General features: G+C 68.7%; 18 protein-coding genes. All 18 read right to left on the bottom strand.

All coding sequences use genetic code 11. The features are described 5' to 3' along the window. Positions 1–122: 122 nt before the first annotated feature. Complete coding sequence (locus DEJ49_RS25250) at positions 123–497, bottom strand: F0F1 ATP synthase subunit epsilon (protein WP_150186240.1); 375 nt, start codon at positions 495–497, stop codon at positions 123–125. A gap of 132 nt (positions 498–629) precedes the next feature. After that, on the bottom strand, positions 630–2,072 hold the full coding sequence (gene atpD / locus DEJ49_RS25245) for a F0F1 ATP synthase subunit beta (RefSeq protein WP_150186239.1): 1,443 nt from the start codon (positions 2,070–2,072) through the stop codon (positions 630–632). Beyond that, positions 2,072–2,992 carry a F0F1 ATP synthase subunit gamma gene (locus DEJ49_RS25240; protein WP_150186238.1) on the bottom strand — a complete coding sequence of 307 codons (921 nt, stop codon included), beginning with the start codon at positions 2,990–2,992 and terminating at the stop codon, positions 2,072–2,074. The genes atpD and DEJ49_RS25240 overlap by 1 nt, the downstream gene beginning before the upstream one ends. Before the next feature lie 21 nt (positions 2,993–3,013). Then, on the bottom strand, positions 3,014–4,603 hold the full coding sequence (gene atpA / locus DEJ49_RS25235) for a F0F1 ATP synthase subunit alpha (protein WP_150186237.1): 1,590 nt from the start codon (positions 4,601–4,603) through the stop codon (positions 3,014–3,016). A 112-nt stretch (positions 4,604–4,715) separates the two neighbouring features. Further along, on the bottom strand, positions 4,716–5,540 hold the full coding sequence (locus tag DEJ49_RS25230) for a F0F1 ATP synthase subunit delta (RefSeq protein WP_150186236.1): 825 nt from the start codon (positions 5,538–5,540) through the stop codon (positions 4,716–4,718). Beyond that, positions 5,537–6,091: a F0F1 ATP synthase subunit B gene (locus DEJ49_RS25225; protein ID WP_150186235.1), complete on the bottom strand. Its 555-nt coding sequence runs from the start codon at positions 6,089–6,091 to the stop codon at positions 5,537–5,539. Before DEJ49_RS25225 ends, DEJ49_RS25230 begins: the two co-directional genes overlap by 4 nt. Positions 6,092–6,132: 41 nt before the next feature. After that, a complete protein-coding gene (gene atpE / locus DEJ49_RS25220) occupies positions 6,133–6,378 on the bottom strand; it encodes an ATP synthase F0 subunit C (RefSeq protein ID WP_016643250.1) in 246 nt (81 codons plus the stop codon). A gap of 73 nt (positions 6,379–6,451) precedes the next feature. Beyond that, positions 6,452–7,222: a F0F1 ATP synthase subunit A gene (gene atpB, locus DEJ49_RS25215; protein ID WP_150188459.1), complete on the bottom strand. Its 771-nt coding sequence runs from the start codon at positions 7,220–7,222 to the stop codon at positions 6,452–6,454. A gap of 276 nt (positions 7,223–7,498) precedes the next feature. Next, on the bottom strand, positions 7,499–7,948 hold the full coding sequence (locus tag DEJ49_RS25210) for a hypothetical protein (protein ID WP_150186234.1): 450 nt from the start codon (positions 7,946–7,948) through the stop codon (positions 7,499–7,501). A 260-nt stretch (positions 7,949–8,208) separates the two neighbouring features. Then, positions 8,209–9,522, bottom strand: a complete 1,314-nt coding sequence (locus tag DEJ49_RS25205) for an MraY family glycosyltransferase (RefSeq protein ID WP_150186233.1) — start codon at positions 9,520–9,522, stop codon at positions 8,209–8,211. 130 nt (positions 9,523–9,652) lie between these two features. Continuing rightward, positions 9,653–10,912, bottom strand: a complete 1,260-nt coding sequence (glyA, locus tag DEJ49_RS25200; protein ID WP_150186232.1) for a serine hydroxymethyltransferase — start codon at positions 10,910–10,912, stop codon at positions 9,653–9,655. A gap of 50 nt (positions 10,913–10,962) precedes the next feature. After that, complete coding sequence (locus DEJ49_RS25195) at positions 10,963–11,613, bottom strand: protein-tyrosine-phosphatase (protein WP_150186231.1); 651 nt, start codon at positions 11,611–11,613, stop codon at positions 10,963–10,965. Further along, positions 11,610–12,257, bottom strand: a complete 648-nt coding sequence (locus DEJ49_RS25190; RefSeq protein WP_150172252.1) for an L-threonylcarbamoyladenylate synthase — start codon at positions 12,255–12,257, stop codon at positions 11,610–11,612. The genes DEJ49_RS25195 and DEJ49_RS25190 overlap by 4 nt, the downstream gene beginning before the upstream one ends. A 58-nt stretch (positions 12,258–12,315) precedes the next feature. Then, positions 12,316–13,161, bottom strand: a complete 846-nt coding sequence (gene prmC / locus DEJ49_RS25185; RefSeq protein WP_150186230.1) for a peptide chain release factor N(5)-glutamine methyltransferase — start codon at positions 13,159–13,161, stop codon at positions 12,316–12,318. A 37-nt stretch (positions 13,162–13,198) separates the two neighbouring features. Beyond that, entirely contained in the window at positions 13,199–14,275 is a 1,077-nt protein-coding gene (gene prfA, locus DEJ49_RS25180; protein ID WP_150172249.1) for a peptide chain release factor 1, read from the bottom strand. A 115-nt stretch (positions 14,276–14,390) separates the two neighbouring features. Continuing rightward, positions 14,391–14,612 (bottom strand): 50S ribosomal protein L31, encoded by a 222-nt coding sequence (rpmE, locus tag DEJ49_RS25175; protein WP_150186229.1) that lies wholly within the window; start codon positions 14,610–14,612, stop codon positions 14,391–14,393. A 142-nt stretch (positions 14,613–14,754) separates the two neighbouring features. Beyond that, complete coding sequence (locus DEJ49_RS25170) at positions 14,755–15,867, bottom strand: LCP family protein (RefSeq protein ID WP_150186228.1); 1,113 nt, start codon at positions 15,865–15,867, stop codon at positions 14,755–14,757. A gap of 318 nt (positions 15,868–16,185) precedes the next feature. After that, entirely contained in the window at positions 16,186–18,267 is a 2,082-nt protein-coding gene (rho, locus tag DEJ49_RS25165; RefSeq protein WP_150186227.1) for a transcription termination factor Rho, read from the bottom strand. Positions 18,268–18,455 lie beyond the last annotated feature (188 nt).

Here is an 18,455-nt window from a genome sequence, read left to right as displayed (position 1 = left end):
ACCGTCGGCCGAAGGGCCGACAACGGACCAATACATTGCACCCGCATTGCCTCAGCCGCGACCCGGTCCGGAATGTTCCCGGACCTGGCCGCGGCTGAGTCACGTTACGCCGCGCGCTGGGGTCAGCGCGTCGCCACCGCACGCAGTCGGACGTCGGCGCGACGCTCGGCCGAGGCGTCGGCCTCGCCCTTCGCGCGCTCCAGCGCCCGCTCCGCACGCTGGACGTCGATCTCGTCGGACAGCTCCGCGATCTCGGCCAGCAGCGACAGCTTGTCGTCCGCGAAGGAGATGAATCCTCCGTGGACAGCGGCCACGACCGTGCCGCCGTCACTCGTACGAATGGTCACCGGGCCCGATTCCAGCACACCGAGCAGCGGCTGGTGACCGGGCATGACGCCGATGTCGCCGGACGTGGTGCGCGCGACGACCAGGGTGGCCTCACCGGACCAGACACTGCGGTCCGCTGCGACCAGCTCGACATGCAGCTCAGCAGCCAAGGGTGGCTCCTCGGGTCACCACCCGGCGGTTCAGCCGGGTGTTGGGTCAAATTCTAGTGGGCGTACGAAGAGGGGCGGGACACGGCCCCTGCGCGGGGTGCCCCCGCCCCTCTCCGGATCGAGCTACCGAGCTCAGGAGACGCCGAGCTCCTTGGCGTTCTTCTTGAGGTCCTCGAGACCACCGCACATGAAGAAGGCCTGCTCGGGGAAGTGGTCGTACTCACCGTCGCAGATCGCGTTGAACGCCGCGATCGACTCCTCGAGGGACACGTCCGAGCCGTCCACGCCGGTGAACTGCTTGGCGGCGTGGGTGTTCTGCGACAGGAAGCGCTCCACGCGACGGGCACGGGCGACGACGAGCTTGTCTTCCTCGCTGAGCTCGTCGATACCGAGGATCGCGATGATGTCCTGGAGGTCCTTGTACTTCTGCAGGATCCCCTTGACGCGCATGGCGCAGTCGTAGTGGTCCTGCGCGATGTAGCGCGGGTCCAGGATGCGGGACGTGGAGTCCAGCGGGTCCACGGCCGGGTAGATGCCCTTCTCGGAGATCGGACGGGAGAGCACCGTCGTCGCGTCGAGGTGGGCGAACGTGGTGGCCGGGGCCGGGTCGGTCAGGTCGTCCGCGGGGACGTAGATCGCCTGCATCGAGGTGATCGAGTGACCACGGGTCGACGTGATGCGCTCCTGGAGGAGACCCATCTCGTCGGCCAGGTTCGGCTGGTAACCCACCGCGGAGGGCATGCGGCCGAGCAGCGTCGAGACCTCGGAACCGGCCTGCGTGAAGCGGAAGATGTTGTCGATGAAGAACAGCACGTCCTGCTTCTGCACATCGCGGAAGTACTCCGCCATGGTCAGACCGGCCAGGGCGACGCGCAGACGCGTGCCCGGCGGCTCGTCCATCTGGCCGAAGACCAGCGCGGTCTTGTCCAGAACGCCGGCTTCCTCCATCTCGACCATGAGGTCGTTGCCCTCACGGGTGCGCTCGCCGACACCGGCGAAGACGGAGACACCGTCGTGCAGCTTGGCCACACGGACGATCATTTCCTGGATCAGAACGGTCTTGCCGACACCGGCACCACCGAACAGACCGATCTTTCCACCCTTGACGTACGGGGTGAGGAGGTCGACGACCTTCAGGCCGGTCTCGAACATCTCGGTCTTGGACTCGAGCTGGTCGAAGGCCGGGGCCTTGCGGTGGATCGTCCAGCGCTCGGCGTCGGCGACCGTGGACGGGTCGTCGTTCAGGACCTCGCCGAGGGTGTTGAACACGCGGCCCTTGGTCACGTCGCCGACCGGCACCGAGATGCCCTTGCCGGTGTTGGTGACCGGGGCCTGGCGGACCAGGCCGTCGGTGGGCTGCATCGAGATCGCGCGGACCACGCCGTCACCCAGGTGCTGGGCGACCTCGAGGGTCAGCGTCTTCTTCGCGCCCGCGGTCGACGGGTCGTCGACCTGGACGTGCAGGGCGTTGTAGATCTCCGGCATCGCGTCGACGGGGAACTCCACGTCGACGACCGGGCCGATGACCCGGGCGACGCGGCCCGTGGCAACGGCCGTCTCAACAGTGGTCGTCATTACTTGTCACTCCCCGCGGTCGCGTCGGCCAGGGCTGCTGTGCCGCCGACGATCTCGCTGATTTCCTGGGTGATTTCGGCCTGGCGGGCCGCGTTGGCAAGCCGGGAGAGGCTGTTGATCAGATCCCCGGCGTTGTCGGTCGCCGACTTCATCGCGCGGCGCGTGGCGGCGTGCTTGGAGGCAGCCGACTGGAGCATCGCGTTGTAGATACGGCTCTCGACGTAGCGCGGCAGCAGGGCGTCGAGGACGTCCTCCGCCGACGGCTCGAAGTCGTACAGCGGGAGAATCTCGTCCTTGCCGGACTTCGACTCCTCCGCCACTGCTTCGAGGCTGAGCGGCAGCAGGCGGCCGTCGATGGCCGTCTGCGTCATCATCGAGACGAACTCGGTGTAGACGATGTGGAGCTCGTCCACGCCGCCCTCCGCCGTCTCCTTCTCGATGGCCTCGATCAGCGGCACCGCGACCTTCTTGGCGTCCGCGTACGTGGGCTCATCGGTGAAGCCCGACCACGACTCCACGACCTTGCGCTCGCGGAAGTTGTAGTGGGCCAGACCACGGCGGCCGACGATGTACATGTCGACCTCCTTGCCCTCGCTCTCGAGGCGCGCGGTGAGCTGCTCCGCGGCCTTGATGGCGTTGGAGTTGAAGGCGCCGGCCAGTCCGCGGTCGCTCGTGAGGAGCAGCACCGCGGAACGGGTCGCCGTCTCCGGCTCGGTGGTCAGCGGGTGCTTCGTGTTCGAACCAGTGCCGACCGCCGTGACCGCCCGGGTGAGCTCGGTCGCGTACGGCGTGGACGCCGCCACCTTGCGCTGCGCCTTGACGACACGCGAGGCGGCGATCATCTCCATCGCCTTGGTGATCTTCTTGGTCGCGGTGACGGATCGGATGCGACGCTTGTAGACCCGGAGCTGGGCTCCCATGAGTCAGGTCCCTTCCTTACGTCACTTGGCAGCGGCGGGGGCGTCGTCGCCGAGAAGCTTGCCGTCCGAAGTCTTGAACTGCTTCTTGAACTTCTCGATGGCGTCGCCGACGGCCTGCAGGGTGTCGTCCGACATCTTGCCGCCCTCCTTGATGGAGGTCATGAGGCCCTTCTCGCTCTGGTGCAGGTACGAGAGGAGCTCGCTCTCGAAGCGGCGGATGTCGACGACCGGCACGTCGTCCATGCGACCGGTGGTACCGGCCCACACGGACACGACCTGGTTCTCGGTCGCCATCGGCTCGTACTGCGGCTGCTTGAGCAGCTCGACCATGCGCTGGCCGCGCTCGAGCTGGGCCTTCGACGCGGCGTCCAGGTCGGAACCGAAGGCGGCGAACGCCTCCAGCTCACGGAACTGGGCGAGGTCCACGCGGAGACGGCCGGAGACCTGCTTCATCGCCTTGTGCTGGGCGGAACCACCGACACGGGAGACGGAGATACCGACGTTCAGCGCGGGGCGCTGACCGGCGTTGAAGAGGTCCGACTCCAGGAAGCACTGGCCGTCGGTGATGGAGATGACGTTGGTCGGGATGAACGCCGACACGTCGTTCGCCTTGGTCTCGACGATCGGCAGACCGGTCATCGAGCCCTTGCCCAGCTCGTCCGAGAGCTTCGCGCAGCGCTCGAGCAGACGCGAGTGGACGTAGAAGACGTCACCCGGGTAGGCCTCGCGCCCCGGCGGGCGGCGGAGCAGCAGGGACACGGCGCGGTAGGCGTCGGCCTGCTTCGAGAGGTCGTCGAAGATGATGAGGACGTGCTTGCCCTCGTACATCCACTGCTGGCCGATGGCCGAGCCGGTGTAGGGCGCCAGGTACTTGAAGCCCGCCGGGTCGGACGCCGGGGCGGCGACGATGGTCGTGTACTCCAGCGCGCCGGCCTCTTCGAGGGCACCGCGCACGGAGGCGATGGTGGAGCCCTTCTGACCGATGGCGACGTAGATGCAGCGCACCTGCTTGTTCACGTCGCCCGTGCGCCAGTTGTCGCGCTGGTTGATGATCGTGTCGACGGCCAGGGCGGTCTTGCCCGTCTGGCGGTCACCGATGATCAGCTGACGCTGGCCACGGCCGATCGGGGTCATCGCGTCGACGGCCTTGTAGCCGGTCTCCATCGGCTCGTGCACCGACTTGCGCTGCATGACCGTGGGGGCCTGCAGCTCAAGGGCACGACGTCCGCTGGTCTCGATCTCGCCGAGGCCGTCGATCGGGTTGCCGAGCGGGTCGACGACGCGGCCGAGGTAGCCCTCGCCCACGGCGACCGACAGCACCTCGCCGGTACGGGTGACCGACTGGCCTTCCTCGATACCGCTGAACTCACCGAGGACGATCGAACCGATCTCGCGCTCTTCCAGGTTCAGCGCGAGACCGAGGGTCCCGTCCTCGAACTTCAGCAGCTCGTTGGCCATGGCCGAGGGCAGGCCCTCGACCTTCGCGATGCCGTCGCCGGCAAGGGTGACCGTACCGACCTCCTCGCGCGAGGCCGCGTCCGGCTTGTACGCCTGGACAAAGTTCTCCAGCGCGTCCCGGATCTCCTCCGGCCGGATCGTGAGCTCCGCCATCTGGGTTCCCTGCTCTCCTTGTTGGGCCCGAAGTTTTCTTGGGGGGTCTGGGGTCAGCCCCCAGGAATCCTCTGCACGGCCCAACTAGGGCCGTAGGTCGTGCTTTGTTGCTTTACTGGCCGGCCACGCGGCGGCCGACTTCCTCGATGCGGTCCGCGATGGAGCCGTTGATGACCTCGTCGCCCACCTGGACCGTGATCCCGCCGAGGACCGCGGGGTCCACGTCGAGGTTCAGGTGCATCGGGCGTCCGTACACCTTGGCCAGGGCGGCGCCGAGACGCTCCTTCTGCCGGTCCGAGAGCGGAACGGCGGAAGTGACGACGGCGACCATCCGGTTGCGGCGGTCGGCGGCCAGCTTGGAGAGGGACTCGATGCCCTCTTCCAGGCTACGTCCACGCGGCGCGGTCACGAGGCGCTCGACGAGACGCTCCGTGACGACCTCGGCGCGGCCGCCGAGCAGGCTGCGCAGCAGCTCGCTCTTGGCCGTGCCGCTCGCGGCGCGGTCGGTCAGCGCGGCACGCAGCGCGGTGTTGGACGAGACGATCCGGCTGAACCGGAAGAGCTCGTCCTCGACGTTGTCCAGGCCGCCGGTCTTCTGCGCACCGGTCAGGTCGGCGAGGTCGGCGAGCTCCTCGAGGGCGTCCACCAGGTCACGCGACTGCGACCAGCGTGAGCGCACCATGCCGGCCACCAGGTCGGCGGTCTCGCCGCCCACCTGTCCGGAGAGCAGGCGTCCCGCGAGCTCGGCCTTGGCCTCGCCGGACTGCGCCGGGTCGGTCAGGACCCGACGCAGCGAGACCTCGCGGCTGAACAGCGCGGTGACCGCGGCGAGCTCGTCGGCGAGCTGCTTCGGGTCGACCGAGGTGCTGTCCGTCAGCGCGTCGAGGCGCTCGCGCGCGGCGGCCAGGGCCTCGCGGCTAGCTCCGTGCGCTGTCATCGAGCGGCCTCGGCCTTCTCCTCGAGCTCATCGAGGAAACGGTCGATCGTGCGGCTCTGCCGGGCGTGGTCCTCGAGGGACTCGCCGACCAGCTTGCCGGCCAGGTCGGTGGCCAGCTGGCCCACGTCCTGGCGCAGCGACTGCGCGGCGGCCTTGCGGTCGGCCTCGATCTGCGCGTGACCGGCGGCGACGATCTCCTCGCGCTGACGCTGGCCCTCGGCCCGCATCTCGGCGATGAGCGTGGCGCCCTGCTCCTGCGCCTCCTGGCGCAGACGCGCGGCCTCGTGCCGGGCCTCGGCGAGCTGAGCCTTGTACTGCTCAAGAACGCTCTGGGCCTCGGTCTGAGCGGCCTCGGCCTTCTCGATACCGCCTTCGATCGCCTCCCGGCGCTCTTCCAGAACCTTGTTGATGTTCGGGAGGAGCTTCTTCCAGAAGAAGAAGAAGACGATGGCGAAGGCGATGGCGCCGACGAGCAGCTCAGGACCGGGCGGAACGAGCGGGTTCTGCTCCTCCGCGTGCTCGGCCGCCAGCTGTACCAGGTTGGCGATCACATCATTGCCTTTCGTCGAACGGGACTAATCGTCTCGGGCGATCAGGAGCCGTAGACGAACGGCATGACGATGCCGATGAGGGCGAGCGCCTCACAGAAGGCGAAACCGAGGATCTGGTTGGCACGGATCAGGCCGGCAGCTTCGGGCTGACGGGCGAGAGCCTCGGTGCCCTTGCCGAAGACAATGCCGACACCGATGCCGGGGCCGATGGCCGCGAGGCCGTAGCCGATGGAGCCGAGGGCCTTGATGTCACCCTGGAGGGCGGCGAGCTCGAGAGTCGCGGACATGCCGTTACTTCCTTCTCTTTCATGGACCGGTGGGGGTTGGCCACCGGGCGCTTAGGGGGTTGCGTGAGGGCGATCAGTGGTGCTCGGCCAGAGCGCCCTGGATGTACGAGCAGGCAAGGAGCACGAAGACGTACGCCTGGACGGCCTGCACGAAAAGCTCGAAGAGGATCATCGCCATGGTCATCACGAAGGAGACACCGGCGGCCGGGATCATCCAGCTGTTCAGGAGGTACCAGGAGGCGACGGTGAACATCACCAGCATCAGGTGACCGGCGAACATGTTGGCGAAGAGTCGCACGGCGTGCGTGAAGGGGCGCACCAGCAGGTTCGAGAAGAACTCGATGAACGACACGAGCCACTTGATCGGGCCGAGGGAGTTGTCGAACCCGGTGATGTTCTTCCAGCCGCCCACGAAGCCGTGCTTCTTGAAGGTGAGGGGCACCCAGACCAGGTAGACGACCGCCGCGAGCACCGCCGGGTAGGCGATGATCGACGAGACCGGGAACTGGGTCAGCGGGATCACGGACCAGATGTTCATGATCCAGATGAAGAAGAACAGCGAGACCATGAGCGGGACGTACTTCTCGCCGTCCTTCTTGCCCATCGTCTCGTAGACGATCCCGCGGCGTACGAAGTCGTAGCCGGCCTCGCCCATCATCTGCAGCTTGCCCGGAACGACCTTGGCCTTGCCGAACGCCACGTAGAAGAAGGTGACGACGACGAGCGTGGTCATCAGGGCGAGCAGCATGACCTTGTTGAACTCGAACCCGCCGACAGTGAACATCGGCTTGAAAAGGAACGAGTGCAGGCCCGGAGCCGGGAAGCCACAGCCGTTGTCGGACATGATCCGACAGCTCCAGTCAAAGGCGAGCTCAGTTTGGTCAGCACTCACCGCGGGCTCCTTCGGCGTGACGCATAGGTACGGCAACCTCGTTGTCGTGTCGGCGCGGCGCGCGGCCGCGGGTCGGCACCGGACTGGTGTTTCGGAAGTGTGAGCGGCATTCAGGCATCGAGCCTCGCGATTGTGCAGGCGTCAGCTCAGATGCCCGCGCCCGCAGTGCCGCAGTTGGCACCGGACGATAGCAGCATCTCGAACGGCCATTTATCCCGCCCCTACCCTTCACGTCGACGACCCCGACTTCTCCGGCTTGTCCTTCTTGGAGGAGTCGCTTTCGGAGTCGGGTTCGACGTAAAGGATCTTCGCCTTCATGTGCGCACGCGCCTGTGCGGCCATCCACACGATGGTCGCCGCGACCAGTGCGGCGGCGAAGGCCCTCGGATTGAAGAGCGTGGTGTCCTTGAACAGACCCATGAAGACGAGGAGCAGCAAGAGTTGGGCGACGTAGAGCATCATGCCCATCGCCTGAAAAAGCTGTGGAAGCGATTTCGCCGTCTTCTGCAGGACGAACAGACCGAGCCCCATGAAGGCAATGACGACCGCGGTGCCGACGACCGCTCCGATCGCCCCCTTGCCACCGGCGACGACACCGCTGACGACGGCGACGATCGCGCCGACGGCAGCCGTGGGCACGGCGGACTGAAGGAGATTTCGGGCGTCTTGAGACGGCATGGCGGCGCTCCGCTTACTGATGGGGGCAGGGTGTCGTCATGGACGAGCGTAGACCCGGGTCGAGAGGGTCCCTCGGGCCAATGGACCGTCGCACTACGGTCCTTCGGCTCTATCCCGGGATCTCGTGAACCGTATCACAAACTATTTGATGAGGTCTTTACCTCTTGGGTGTGCCGACTGTCACACATGAGAAGCAATCTGCGCGTCTGTGCATCCAGAGCGCCAATTTGTCTGGTAATGGAGCGATTTCGAGGTGCGCGTCAACGTGACGACTCGGCCTCTCGCCTCTCCTGGAAGCGCGAACGGGCGCCGATCGCGGTCGCTCCGTTGACGCCCGCGGGCACCGGAACCTCCTCTTCCACCGGCGTCGCGTCCTGGGCGGCCAGTTCCGCGGCGGCAGCGGCACGGCGGCGGCGGTAGCGCGGCGGCACGAACGCCTCGGCCCACCGCGGGGTGCGCGGGGTGAACCGCGGCAGCAGGAGCAGGACGAGGCCCAGCGCGCTGAGCGCGACGATCAGCAGCAGGATCCACATGCTCGTCGAGTGGACCGAGTACGCGACGGTGCCGAAGGCGATGAGCGCCGACCAGAAGTACATGATCAGCACCGCGCGGCTGTGCGAGTGGCCGATCTCCAGGAGCCGGTGGTGGAGGTGGCCGCGGTCGGCGGCGAACGGCGACTTGCCGTTCCAGGTGCGCCGCACGATCGCGAGGACCAGGTCCGCGAAGGGGATCGCGATGATCGTGAGCGGCATCAGGAGCGGGATGAAGACGGGGAGCATCGCGTGCGTCGCGTCACGCCCGGTGCCGAAGTTCAGCTTCATCGTCGCGGGGTCGACCTGTCCGGTGACGGAGATCGCACCCGCCGCGAGGATGAGCCCGATGAGCATCGAACCGGAGTCGCCCATGAAGATGCGGGCGGGGTGCATGTTGTGCGGCAGGAAGCCGAGGCACATGCCCATGAGGATGGCGGCGAAGAGCGTGGCGGGCGCGGCTGCCTCGATGCCGTAGCCGTACCAGATGCGGTAGGCGTACATGAAGGACGCGGCGGACGCGATGCACACCATGCCCGCGGCGAGACCGTCGAGCCCGTCGACGAAGTTGACGGCGTTGATCGTGATGACGACCAGCGCGACCGTCAGGAGCGTGCCCTGGCCGGACGTGAGCGAGACCGTGCCGACGCCGGGCACCGGGATCCACAGGATCGTCAGACCCTGCATGACCATGACGCCCGCGGCGATCATCTGGGCGCCGAGCTTGATGAGCGCGTCGATCTCGAACTTGTCGTCCAGGACGCCGATCAGCCAGATCAGCGCCGCCCCGGAGAGCAGCGCGCGCGGCTCGTTGGAGTTCTCGAAGACCGCGTTGAGGTTCGGCAGGTGGTCGGCGACGAGGAGCCCGGCGCACAGACCGAAGAACATCGCGATCCCGCCGAGCCGCGGTGTGGGCTCCCGGTGCACGTCACGAGCGCGGATCTCCGGCATGGCGCCGGCCACGATCGCGAACTTCCGCACCGGGCCGGTCAGCAGGTAGGTCACCGCGGCCGTGATGCAGAGCGTCAGGAGGTATTCACGCACGGGCTTCCCCACAGGTCTCGCTGGCCATCTCAGCCCCACACCCTAGCTTTGCGCGCATACGGTTGGGGACTTACGGGTAGCGACGATGGTTGCACGACTCTCCGTCGCCCTCTGACCCGACCGCCCCTGGCTAGGACGGATACGGCGGAAATTCTCCCACCAGCGCGCGTACCTCGTCTCGTACGTTCGTGTCCTCGCGCACCGCTTCCACCAGCAGTCCCGCGATGCGCGCCTGTTCCGCGGGGCCCATCCCCTGGGTCGTGGCCGCCGCCGTGCCGAGGCGCAGGCCGCGGGTGTCGTCGTGGGGCAGGGCGCAGGTGTCGAGGAAGATCCCGGACGCGGCGAGGCGGCCGCGGGCCGTGTGGGCGTCCACCCCCAAGGGGGTCGGATCGGCCAGGATCAGATGCGTGTCCGTGCCGCCGGTCGTGACGGCGAAGCCCGCGGCAGCCAGCGCTTCGGCCAGAACGCGTGCGTTGCGGACCACCTGATGGGCGTACCCCGTGAACGCCGGCGTGGCCGCCTCGCCGAACGCCACGGCCTTGGCGGCGATCGTGTGCATCTGTGCGCCGCCCTGCGTGAACGGGAAGACGGCCCGGTCGATCCGTTCCGCAAGATCCGTCCCGCACAGCAGGAGGCCGCCTCGCGGGCCGCGCAGGACCTTGTGTGTCGTCGCGCAGACGACGTCCGCGTGCGGCACCGGGTTCGGCGCCGCTCCCCCGGCGATCAGGCCCATGGGGTGCGCGGCGTCGGCGATGAGGTACGCGCCCACGTCGTCGGCGATCTCTCGGAAGGCCGCGTAGTCGATGTGCCGGGGATAGGAGATCGAACCGCAGACGATGGCCTTGGGCCGGTGCGAGCGGGCGAGGGCGTGCACCTGGTCGTAGTCGATGAGGCCGCTCTCGGGGTCCACTCCGTACCCGACGAAGTCGAACCACCGTCCGGAGAAGTTCGCGGGCGAACCGTGCGTGAGGTGACCGCCGTACGGCAGGCCCATCGCCAGGACCGTGTCGCCGGGACGCAGCAGCGCGGCGTACGCGGCGAGGACGGCGGACGAGCCGGAGTGCGGCTGTACGTTGGCGTGCTCCGCGCCGAACAGGGCCTTGGCCCGGTCGACGGCGATCCGCTCGGCGATGTCGACGAGCTCGCAGCCGCCGTGGTGCCGGGCGCCCGGATAGCCCTCCGCGTACTTGTTGGCGAGCGGCGAGCCGAGCGCGGTGAGGACGGCGGGCGAGGTGAAGTTCTCGGCGGCGATCAGCTGCAGCGCGTCGGCCTGCCGGGCGGCCTCCGCGGCGAGGATCTCGGCCAGCTCGGGGTCCTGCCTGCGCAGCCCTTCGAGGTCCGTGTAGGAGGTGGGTGCGAGCGGTGCGGTGCTGACCGTGCTGAGCGACATCGTGGGCTCCGGGGCCTGTGCAGGGGTGACCTCAGATCCAATGTAGGCCGCTACATGTGCGCGGGCACCCCGGTCAGCGCCGTCACCACGGGGTCGAGGGCCTGGTTGATCTCGTCGCCCACCGACCGGAAGAACGGCAGGGGCGCCCCGTACGGGTCGTACACCTCGTCGGCCTCCACGTTCGGCGCGAGGAGCCAGCCGCGCAGCGCGGCGGCGGCCCGCACCAGGGCGCGGGCCCGCTCCACCACTCCGCCGTCCGGGTCCGGCAGCGTCGTCATGTCTATGGCCCGTACGAGCCGCGTGAACTCCTTGAGCGTGAACGTGCGCAGGCCCGCCGAGTGGCCCATGGAGATGACCTGCGCCCGGTGGTCGCGGGTCGCGGTCAGCACCAGGTCGGCGCGGATGACGTGGTCGTCGAGGAGCTCGCGGCCCATGAAGCCGGTGGGGTCCGCGCCGAAGTCGGCGAGGACCGTCTCGGCGTTGGTCTCCATGGGCGCGCCCTCATGGCCCCAGGTGCCCGCGCTCTCCACGATGAGACCGCCGGTGAGGGGGTCGCCGAGGCGGTCGGCCAGGGCATGTCTGGTCAGCCGCTCGGTGATGGGTGAGCGGCACACGTTGCCGGTACTGACGTGGAGGATGCGGAAGGAGTCCGCAGAGCCCGGGAAGCCCGCTATGCCACGCCCCGTCTCAGGGGCTGTCAATTCGCCACCTCGAGGTCGGGTACCACCTTGCGCAGCTCGTCCGCGTCGAGTGCGCCGGCGCGCAGCAGCACCGGCACCTTGCCCGTGACGTCGACGATCGACGACGGGACGATGCCGGGGGTCGGGCCGCCGTCCAGGTAGACGGAGACGGAGTCGCCGAGCATCTCCTGCGCGGCGTCGCAGTCCTCGGGGGCGGGGTGTCCCGTGAGGTTGGCCGAGGAGACGGCCATCGGGCCGACCTCGGTGAGCAGCTCGATGGCGACGGGGTGCAGCGGCATGCGGATGGCGACCGTGCCGCGGGTGTCGCCGAGGTCCCACTGGAGGGACGGCTGCTGCTTGGCGATGAGGGTCAGGGCGCCCGGCCAGAAGGCGTCGACGAGCTCCCAGGCCATCTCGGAGAAGTCGGTGACCAGGCCGTGCAGCGTGTTCGGTGAGCCGATCAGGACGGGCGTGGGCATGTTGCGGCCGCGGCCCTTGGCGTCCAGCAGGTCGGCGCACGCCTCCGGGGAGAAGGCGTCGGCGCCGATGCCGTAGACCGTGTCGGTGGGCAGCACGACCAGTTCGCCGCGGCGGACGGCGGACGCGGCCTCGCGCAGACCGGTCGTACGGTCGGTCGCGTCGTTGGTGTCGTATCGCCGTGCCATTAGTCCGGACTCCTCACTGAAAAGCTGACACTGATGATCTGGGTCGTCAGGGCTGTCGTCACGGCATCGCCTTGCGGGCGGTGGCGAAGCGCGGGCGGTTGTTGAGATCGGGGTGGTCGGCCGCGTCGGCCCAGCCGCGTTCCTCGGTGAAGATCCACGGGACCTGGCCGCCCTGGGTGTCCGCGTGCTCAATGACGACGACTCCCCCGGGCCTGAGCAGGCGGTGCGCGGTGCGCTCGATGCCGCGGATCAGTTCCAGGCCGTCCTCGCCGGAGAAGAGGGCGAGCTCGGGGTCGTAGTCACGGGCTTCCGGCGCGACGTACTCCCACTCGGTGAGCGGGATGTACGGCGGGTTGGAGATCACGAGGTCGACCTGCCCGTCGAGCTCGGGGAAGGCCTCCCTGGCGTCGCCCCGCACGAGCTCGACCCTGGACCCCTCGACGTTCTTCCGCGTCCATTTCAGGGCGTCCTCGGACAGCTCCACGGCGTGCACCCGCGAGCGCGGGACCTCCTGCGCCATGGCGAGGGCGATGGCGCCCGAGCCGGTGCACAGGTCGACGATGAGCGGCTCGACGACGTCCATCGCGCGGACGGCGTCTATGGCCCAGCCGACGACGGACTCGGTCTCCGGGCGCGGCACGAAGACACCGGGACCGACCTGCAGCTCCAGGTACCGGAAGAAGGCCCGGCCCGTGATGTGCTGCAGCGGTTCGCGGGCCTCGCGGCGCGCGACGGTCTCCCAGTAGCGGGCGTCGAAGTCGGAGTCCTTGACGGAGTGCAGCTCGCCCCGCTTCACGCCGTGCACGAAGGCGGCGAGCTCCTCCGCGTCGTTGCGCGGCGAGGGCACGCCGGCGTCGGCCAGCCGCTGGGTGGCCTGGGCCACTTCCGCGAGCAGCAGGTTCACGCTGGTCCTCCGTGGACGGTCGTACGAGCGGGTGTGCTTACGCGGCAGCGAGCTTGGCGGCCGAGTCGGCGTCGACGCAGGCCTGGATGACCGGGTCGAGTTCGCCGTCGAGCACCTGGTCCAAGTTGTACGCCTTGAAGCCGACGCGGTGGTCCGAGATCCGGTTTTCCGGGAAGTTGTACGTGCGGATCTTCTCGGAGCGGTCGACCGTGCGGACCTGGCTGCGGCGGGCGTCCGCGGCCTTGCTCTCCGCCTCTTCCTGGGCCGCCGCGAGGAGCCTGGAGCGCAGAATACGCATGGCCTGCTCCTTGTTCTGGAGCTGGCTCTTCTCGTTCTGGCAGGAGGCGACGACGCCGGTGGGGAGGTGCGTGATGCGGACGGCGGAGTCCGTGGTGTTGACGGACTGGCCGCCGGGCCCGGAGGAGCGGTACACGTCGATGCGCAGGTCGTTGGCGTGGATCTCGACGTCGATCTCCTCGGCCTCGGGCGTCACGAGGACACCGGCCGCGGAGGTGTGGATGCGCCCCTGGGACTCGGTGGAGGGCACGCGCTGCACGCGGTGCACGCCGCCCTCGTACTTCAGGCGCGCCCAGACGCCCTGGCCGGGCTCGGTCGCGCCCTGGCCGCCCTTGGTCTTCACGGCGACCTGGACGTCCTTGTAGCCGCCGAGCTCGGACTCGGTGGAGTCGATGATCTCGGTCTTCCAGCCGACGCGCTCCGCGTACCGCAGGTACATGCGCAGGAGGTCACCGGCGAACAGGGCGGACTCGTCGCCGCCCGCGCCCGCCTTGATCTCCAGGATGACGTCCTTGTCGTCGGACGGGTCCCGCGGCACGAGCAGCAGCCGCAGCTTCTCGGTGATCTCCTCGCGCTGCCGCTCCAGGTCCTTGACCTCGGCGGCGAAGTCCGGGTCGTCGGCCGCGAACTCGCGCGCGGTCTCGATGTCATCCCCGGTCTGCTTCCAGGAGCGGTACGTCGCGACGATCGGGGTCAGCTCGGCGTAGCGCTTGTTGAGCTTGCGCGCGTTGGCCTGGTCGGCGTGGACCGACGGGTCCGCGAGCTTCCGTTCGAGATCGGCGTGCTCGCCGATCAGTTCCTCGACCGCCTCGAACATCGGGGGCTCCTGGTCTTCTGCGCGGTGGTTCTCCGCGAATTGGCTGCGGGACGGCAAAAGCGCCGGTCCCGGCCACCCCCTCGTGAGGGCGGCCGACGACCGGCGCAGTGGCTCGCTACTTCTTGGCGGAGCCGGCCTTGCCGAAGCGGGCCTCGAAGCGGGCCACACGGCCACCGGTGTCGAGGATCTTCTGCTTGCCCGTGTAGAACGGGTGGCACTCGGAGCAGACCTCGGCACGGACGGTGCCGCTGGAGATCGTGCTGCGGGTGGTGAATTCGGCGCCGCAGGTGCAGCTGACCTGGGTCTCGACGTACTCGGGGTGGATGTCGCGCTTCAAGGTGTCTCCTAGTTTCGGGAGGGCGCCGGGTCGTACGCGCGGATTGCTCGTACGTGAACCGGGGCCGACGTACCAGTCTGCCAGGACAGGCCGTATCTCCCAAAACCGGGGTAGAGGCCGATCTATTCCGGACCGCTCCGGATCAGTGGCTCGCCACCACGTCGCCCGCGTCGCCCTTGTCGCCGGCGGACTTCTCCGTGGCGGACCTGGGTATGGACCGGTCGGCCCGGAGGGCGTCCCAGACCTGCTGGTCGGCCTTCTCCAGGGGAAGCACGCGGTTGGGATCGTTCGGGTCGTACTGGATGGGCAGCGTGACCATCTTCATGTCGCCCGCGCCGATGCCCTTGAGTCCGTTGGCGAAGCCCGCGAGGGACTTGACGTCGTTCAGGTCGGAGTCGGTGGTGATCGCGCTGGTCGCGTCGTCCGCGAGGTCGAACAGCTTCTTCGGGTTGCTGAAGACGCCGACGTCCTTGACCTGGTCGAGGAGGGCCTTGATGAAGGCCTGCTGGAGCTGGATGCGGCCGAGGTCGCTGCCGTCGCCGACGCCGTGCCGGGTGCGGACCAGACCGAGGGCCTGCTCGCCGTCGAGGGTGTGGGTGCCGGCATCCAGGTCGAGGTGGCTGTCCTTGTCGTGGATGGCCTTCTTCGTGGTGATGTCGACGCCGCCGAGGGTGTCTATGAGCTTCTTGAAGCCCGTGAAATCAACCTCTACGTAGTGGTCCATCCGGATGCCGGACATCTTCTCGACCGTCTTGACGGCGCAGGCGGGGCCCCCGACCTCGTACGCCGTGTTGAACATCTGCCGCTGCCCGCCGGGCTCCGTCTTCCCGTCCTCGGACGTGCAGTCCGGCCTGGATATGAGGGTGTCGCGGGGTATGGAGACGACGCTGGCCTTCTTATGGCCCTTGTAGACGTGGACGATCATCGCCGTGTCCGAGCGGGCGGCGCCCTCGTCCTTGCCGTACTTGGCGTTGTCGCCGGAGCGCGAGTCGGAGCCGAGGACGAGGATGTCCTGGGAGCCGTTGTCGACGTCCAGGGGGCGGTCCGTGCCGAGAGCGGCGTTGATGTCGACGCCCTTGATGTTGCCGTTGAGCTTGAAATACACGTAACCGAGGCCGGTGCCTCCGAGGACGGCCACACCCGCGGCGGTCCAGGCCGTGACGACGAGCACCTTCTTGCGCGTACTCCGCGGCTTGCGGCGGCGGCCCCGCTTGCCGCGCTTCGGCGCGTCGGCGGTCCTGCTCTCGTCGGTCATGCGCTCCTCAGTCCCGTCGCTCGGCTACCCCCTGCTTTCAGGGTCGGATCGGTGTGTCGTCACTAGTCAGACGGCAAAACCGCTTGAAGGGTTGCACAGGGCTTTGTGAGCGCCCCCGACACCGGCAGTGACCGCCCGTGTACCCCCGGCCCACGATTTCAGGCCTCACCTGCGGCTTTTTCCGCCACAGGACTACTGCACGTGACCGTGAGAATCTCTTAGGTGTGTGGCCAAGGTCTCTCCCTGGTCGCATCGCGCACCAAAAGGGCCGCCCCGTCACAGCTGTGACGGGGCGGCCCTGCGGACTGCTGAGGACGACTAGTCGTTGCCGTTGCCCGGCGTCGGCGTCGTCTTCTGGATCTGCAGCAGGAACTCGGCGTTCGACTTCGTCTGCTTCATCTTGTCCAGGAGCAGCTCGATCGCCTGCTGCTGGTCGAGCGCGTGCAGCACGCGGCGCAGCTTCCAGGTGATCGCGAGCTCGTCGGAGCCGAGCAGGATCTCTTCCTTGCGGGTGCCGGACGCGTCGACGTCCACCGCCGGGAAGATGCGCTTGTCGGCGAGCTTCCGGTCGAGCTTGAGCTCGGCGTTGCCGGTGCCCTTGAACTCCTCGAAGATGACCTCGTCCATGCGCGAGCCGGTGTCCACGAGCGCCGTGGCGAGGATGGTCAGCGAGCCGCCGTCCTCGATGTTGCGCGCGGCACCGAAGAAGCGCTTCGGCGGGTAGAGGGCGGTCGAGTCGACACCACCGGACAGGATGCGGCCGGAGGCCGGGGCGGCGAGGTTGTACGCACGGCCCAGACGCGTGATCGAGTCGAGCAGCACGACGACGTCGTGGCCCAGCTCCACGAGGCGCTTGGCGCGCTCGATGGCGAGCTCGGCGACCGTGGTGTGGTCCTCGGCGGGGCGGTCGAAGGTCGAGGAGATGACCTCGCCCTTCACCGACCGCTGCATGTCGGTGACCTCTTCCGGACGCTCGTCGACCAGGACGACCATCAGGTGGCACTCGGGGTTGTTGTGCGTGATCGCGTTGGCGATCGCCTGCATGATCATGGTCTTGCCGGTCTTCGGCGGGGCCACGATCAGACCGCGCTGGCCCTTGCCGATGGGCGCGACGAGGTCGATGATGCGGGTCGTCAGCACGCCCGGGTCGGTCTCCAGGCGGAGCCGGTCCTGCGGGTAAAGGGGCGTCAGCTTGTTGAACTCCGGCCGCCCGCGCCCGGATTCGGGTGCCATGCCGTTGACGGAGTCGAGGCGCACGAGCGCGTTGAACTTCTCGCGGCGCTCGCCGTCCTTGGGCTGCCGGACCGCGCCGGTGACGTGGTCGCCCTTGCGCAGACCGTTCTTGCGGACCTGGGCCAGCGAGACGTAGACGTCGTTGGGGCCGGGGAGGTAGCCCGACGTACGGATGAACGCGTAGTTGTCGAGGATGTCCAGGATGCCCGCGACGGGGATCAGGACGTCGTCCTCGGAGACCTGCGGCTCGTTGCCGAAGCCCTGCTCGTCGCGGCCGCGACGGCCACGGCGGTCGCGGTAGCGCCCGCGGCGTCCGCGGCGCCCGCCCTCGAAGTCGTCGTCATCCTGCGGACCGTTGTCCCGCTGCTGGCGGTCCTGGCGGTCCTGCCGCCCGCCGCCCTGCTGCTGACGGTCCTGGCGGTCCGAGCGGTCCTGACGGCCACCGCCCTGCTGGTCGTCGCCCTTGTTGCCGCGGCGGTCGCGGTCACGGTCACGGCCGCGGCCCTGCCGGTCACGGCGCTCGCGACGGCCCTCGCCGTTGTCGCCGGAGGCGTCGTTGCCCTTGTCGCCCTTGGCACCCTTGTCGTCGGACGCGTCGCCCGAGGCGTCGCCCTTCGCCTCGGCGGCGACCGTCTCCGGGCTGCCCGCGTCGGCGGTGGCCCGGCGGCGACGGCGCTCGGCCGGCTGCTGGTCCTCTCCGCCGCGCTCGCCCTCGTTCGCGCGGGCGGCGGGCTGACCGGGGATGTCGATCTGCTGCTGGGCCGCGGACTTGTCGGCCTTGGCGTCGGACTTGCCGCTCGCGGCCTTCGCCGGGGCGCTCGCCTTGGCGGCGGGCTCGGCGTCCTCACCCGTGCGGGCCTTCGAGGTGGCGCGGCGCTTGGGCTTGGTCTCGGTGGTGTCCCCCGAGGAGGCGGCGCTCTTCGCCGGGGCTCCGCCCCCTGCCTGCGCCTCCTTGATGACCTCGATCAGCTGGCTCTTGCGCATGCGCCCGGTGCCCTTGATCCCAAGGCCCGATGCGACCTGCTGCAGTTCCGCCAGCACCATGCCCTCGAGGCCGGTGCCGCGGCGCCGCCTCGACCCGGCCGAAGCACCGGTGGCAGGCGCCGCGGAGGCGTCCGTGGCGGGCGTGTCGGCAGTCACGCCCATCAGATCGGTGGTGTCGCTCACGAAGGGTCCTTCCCTGGAGCGGACGTCGGCCTGTCTGGCTCGGCGACCGGTTGTGCTGTCCGGCGGTCGGTCCTTGCATTCTGTGGACCGTGCCGGGGCGGTGGTCCGCCAACGCGGCGGAAGAATTCATTGGTGATGGCGATTCCCGGTGCGGTGCCACTGAAGTGCGGTGTCACGCGGCTCGGTCA

Source organism: Streptomyces venezuelae, from assembly GCF_008642335.1.
Lineage (GTDB): Bacteria > Actinomycetota > Actinomycetes > Streptomycetales > Streptomycetaceae > Streptomyces > Streptomyces venezuelae_F.
This window is presented reverse-complemented; position numbering and strand designations above follow the sequence as displayed.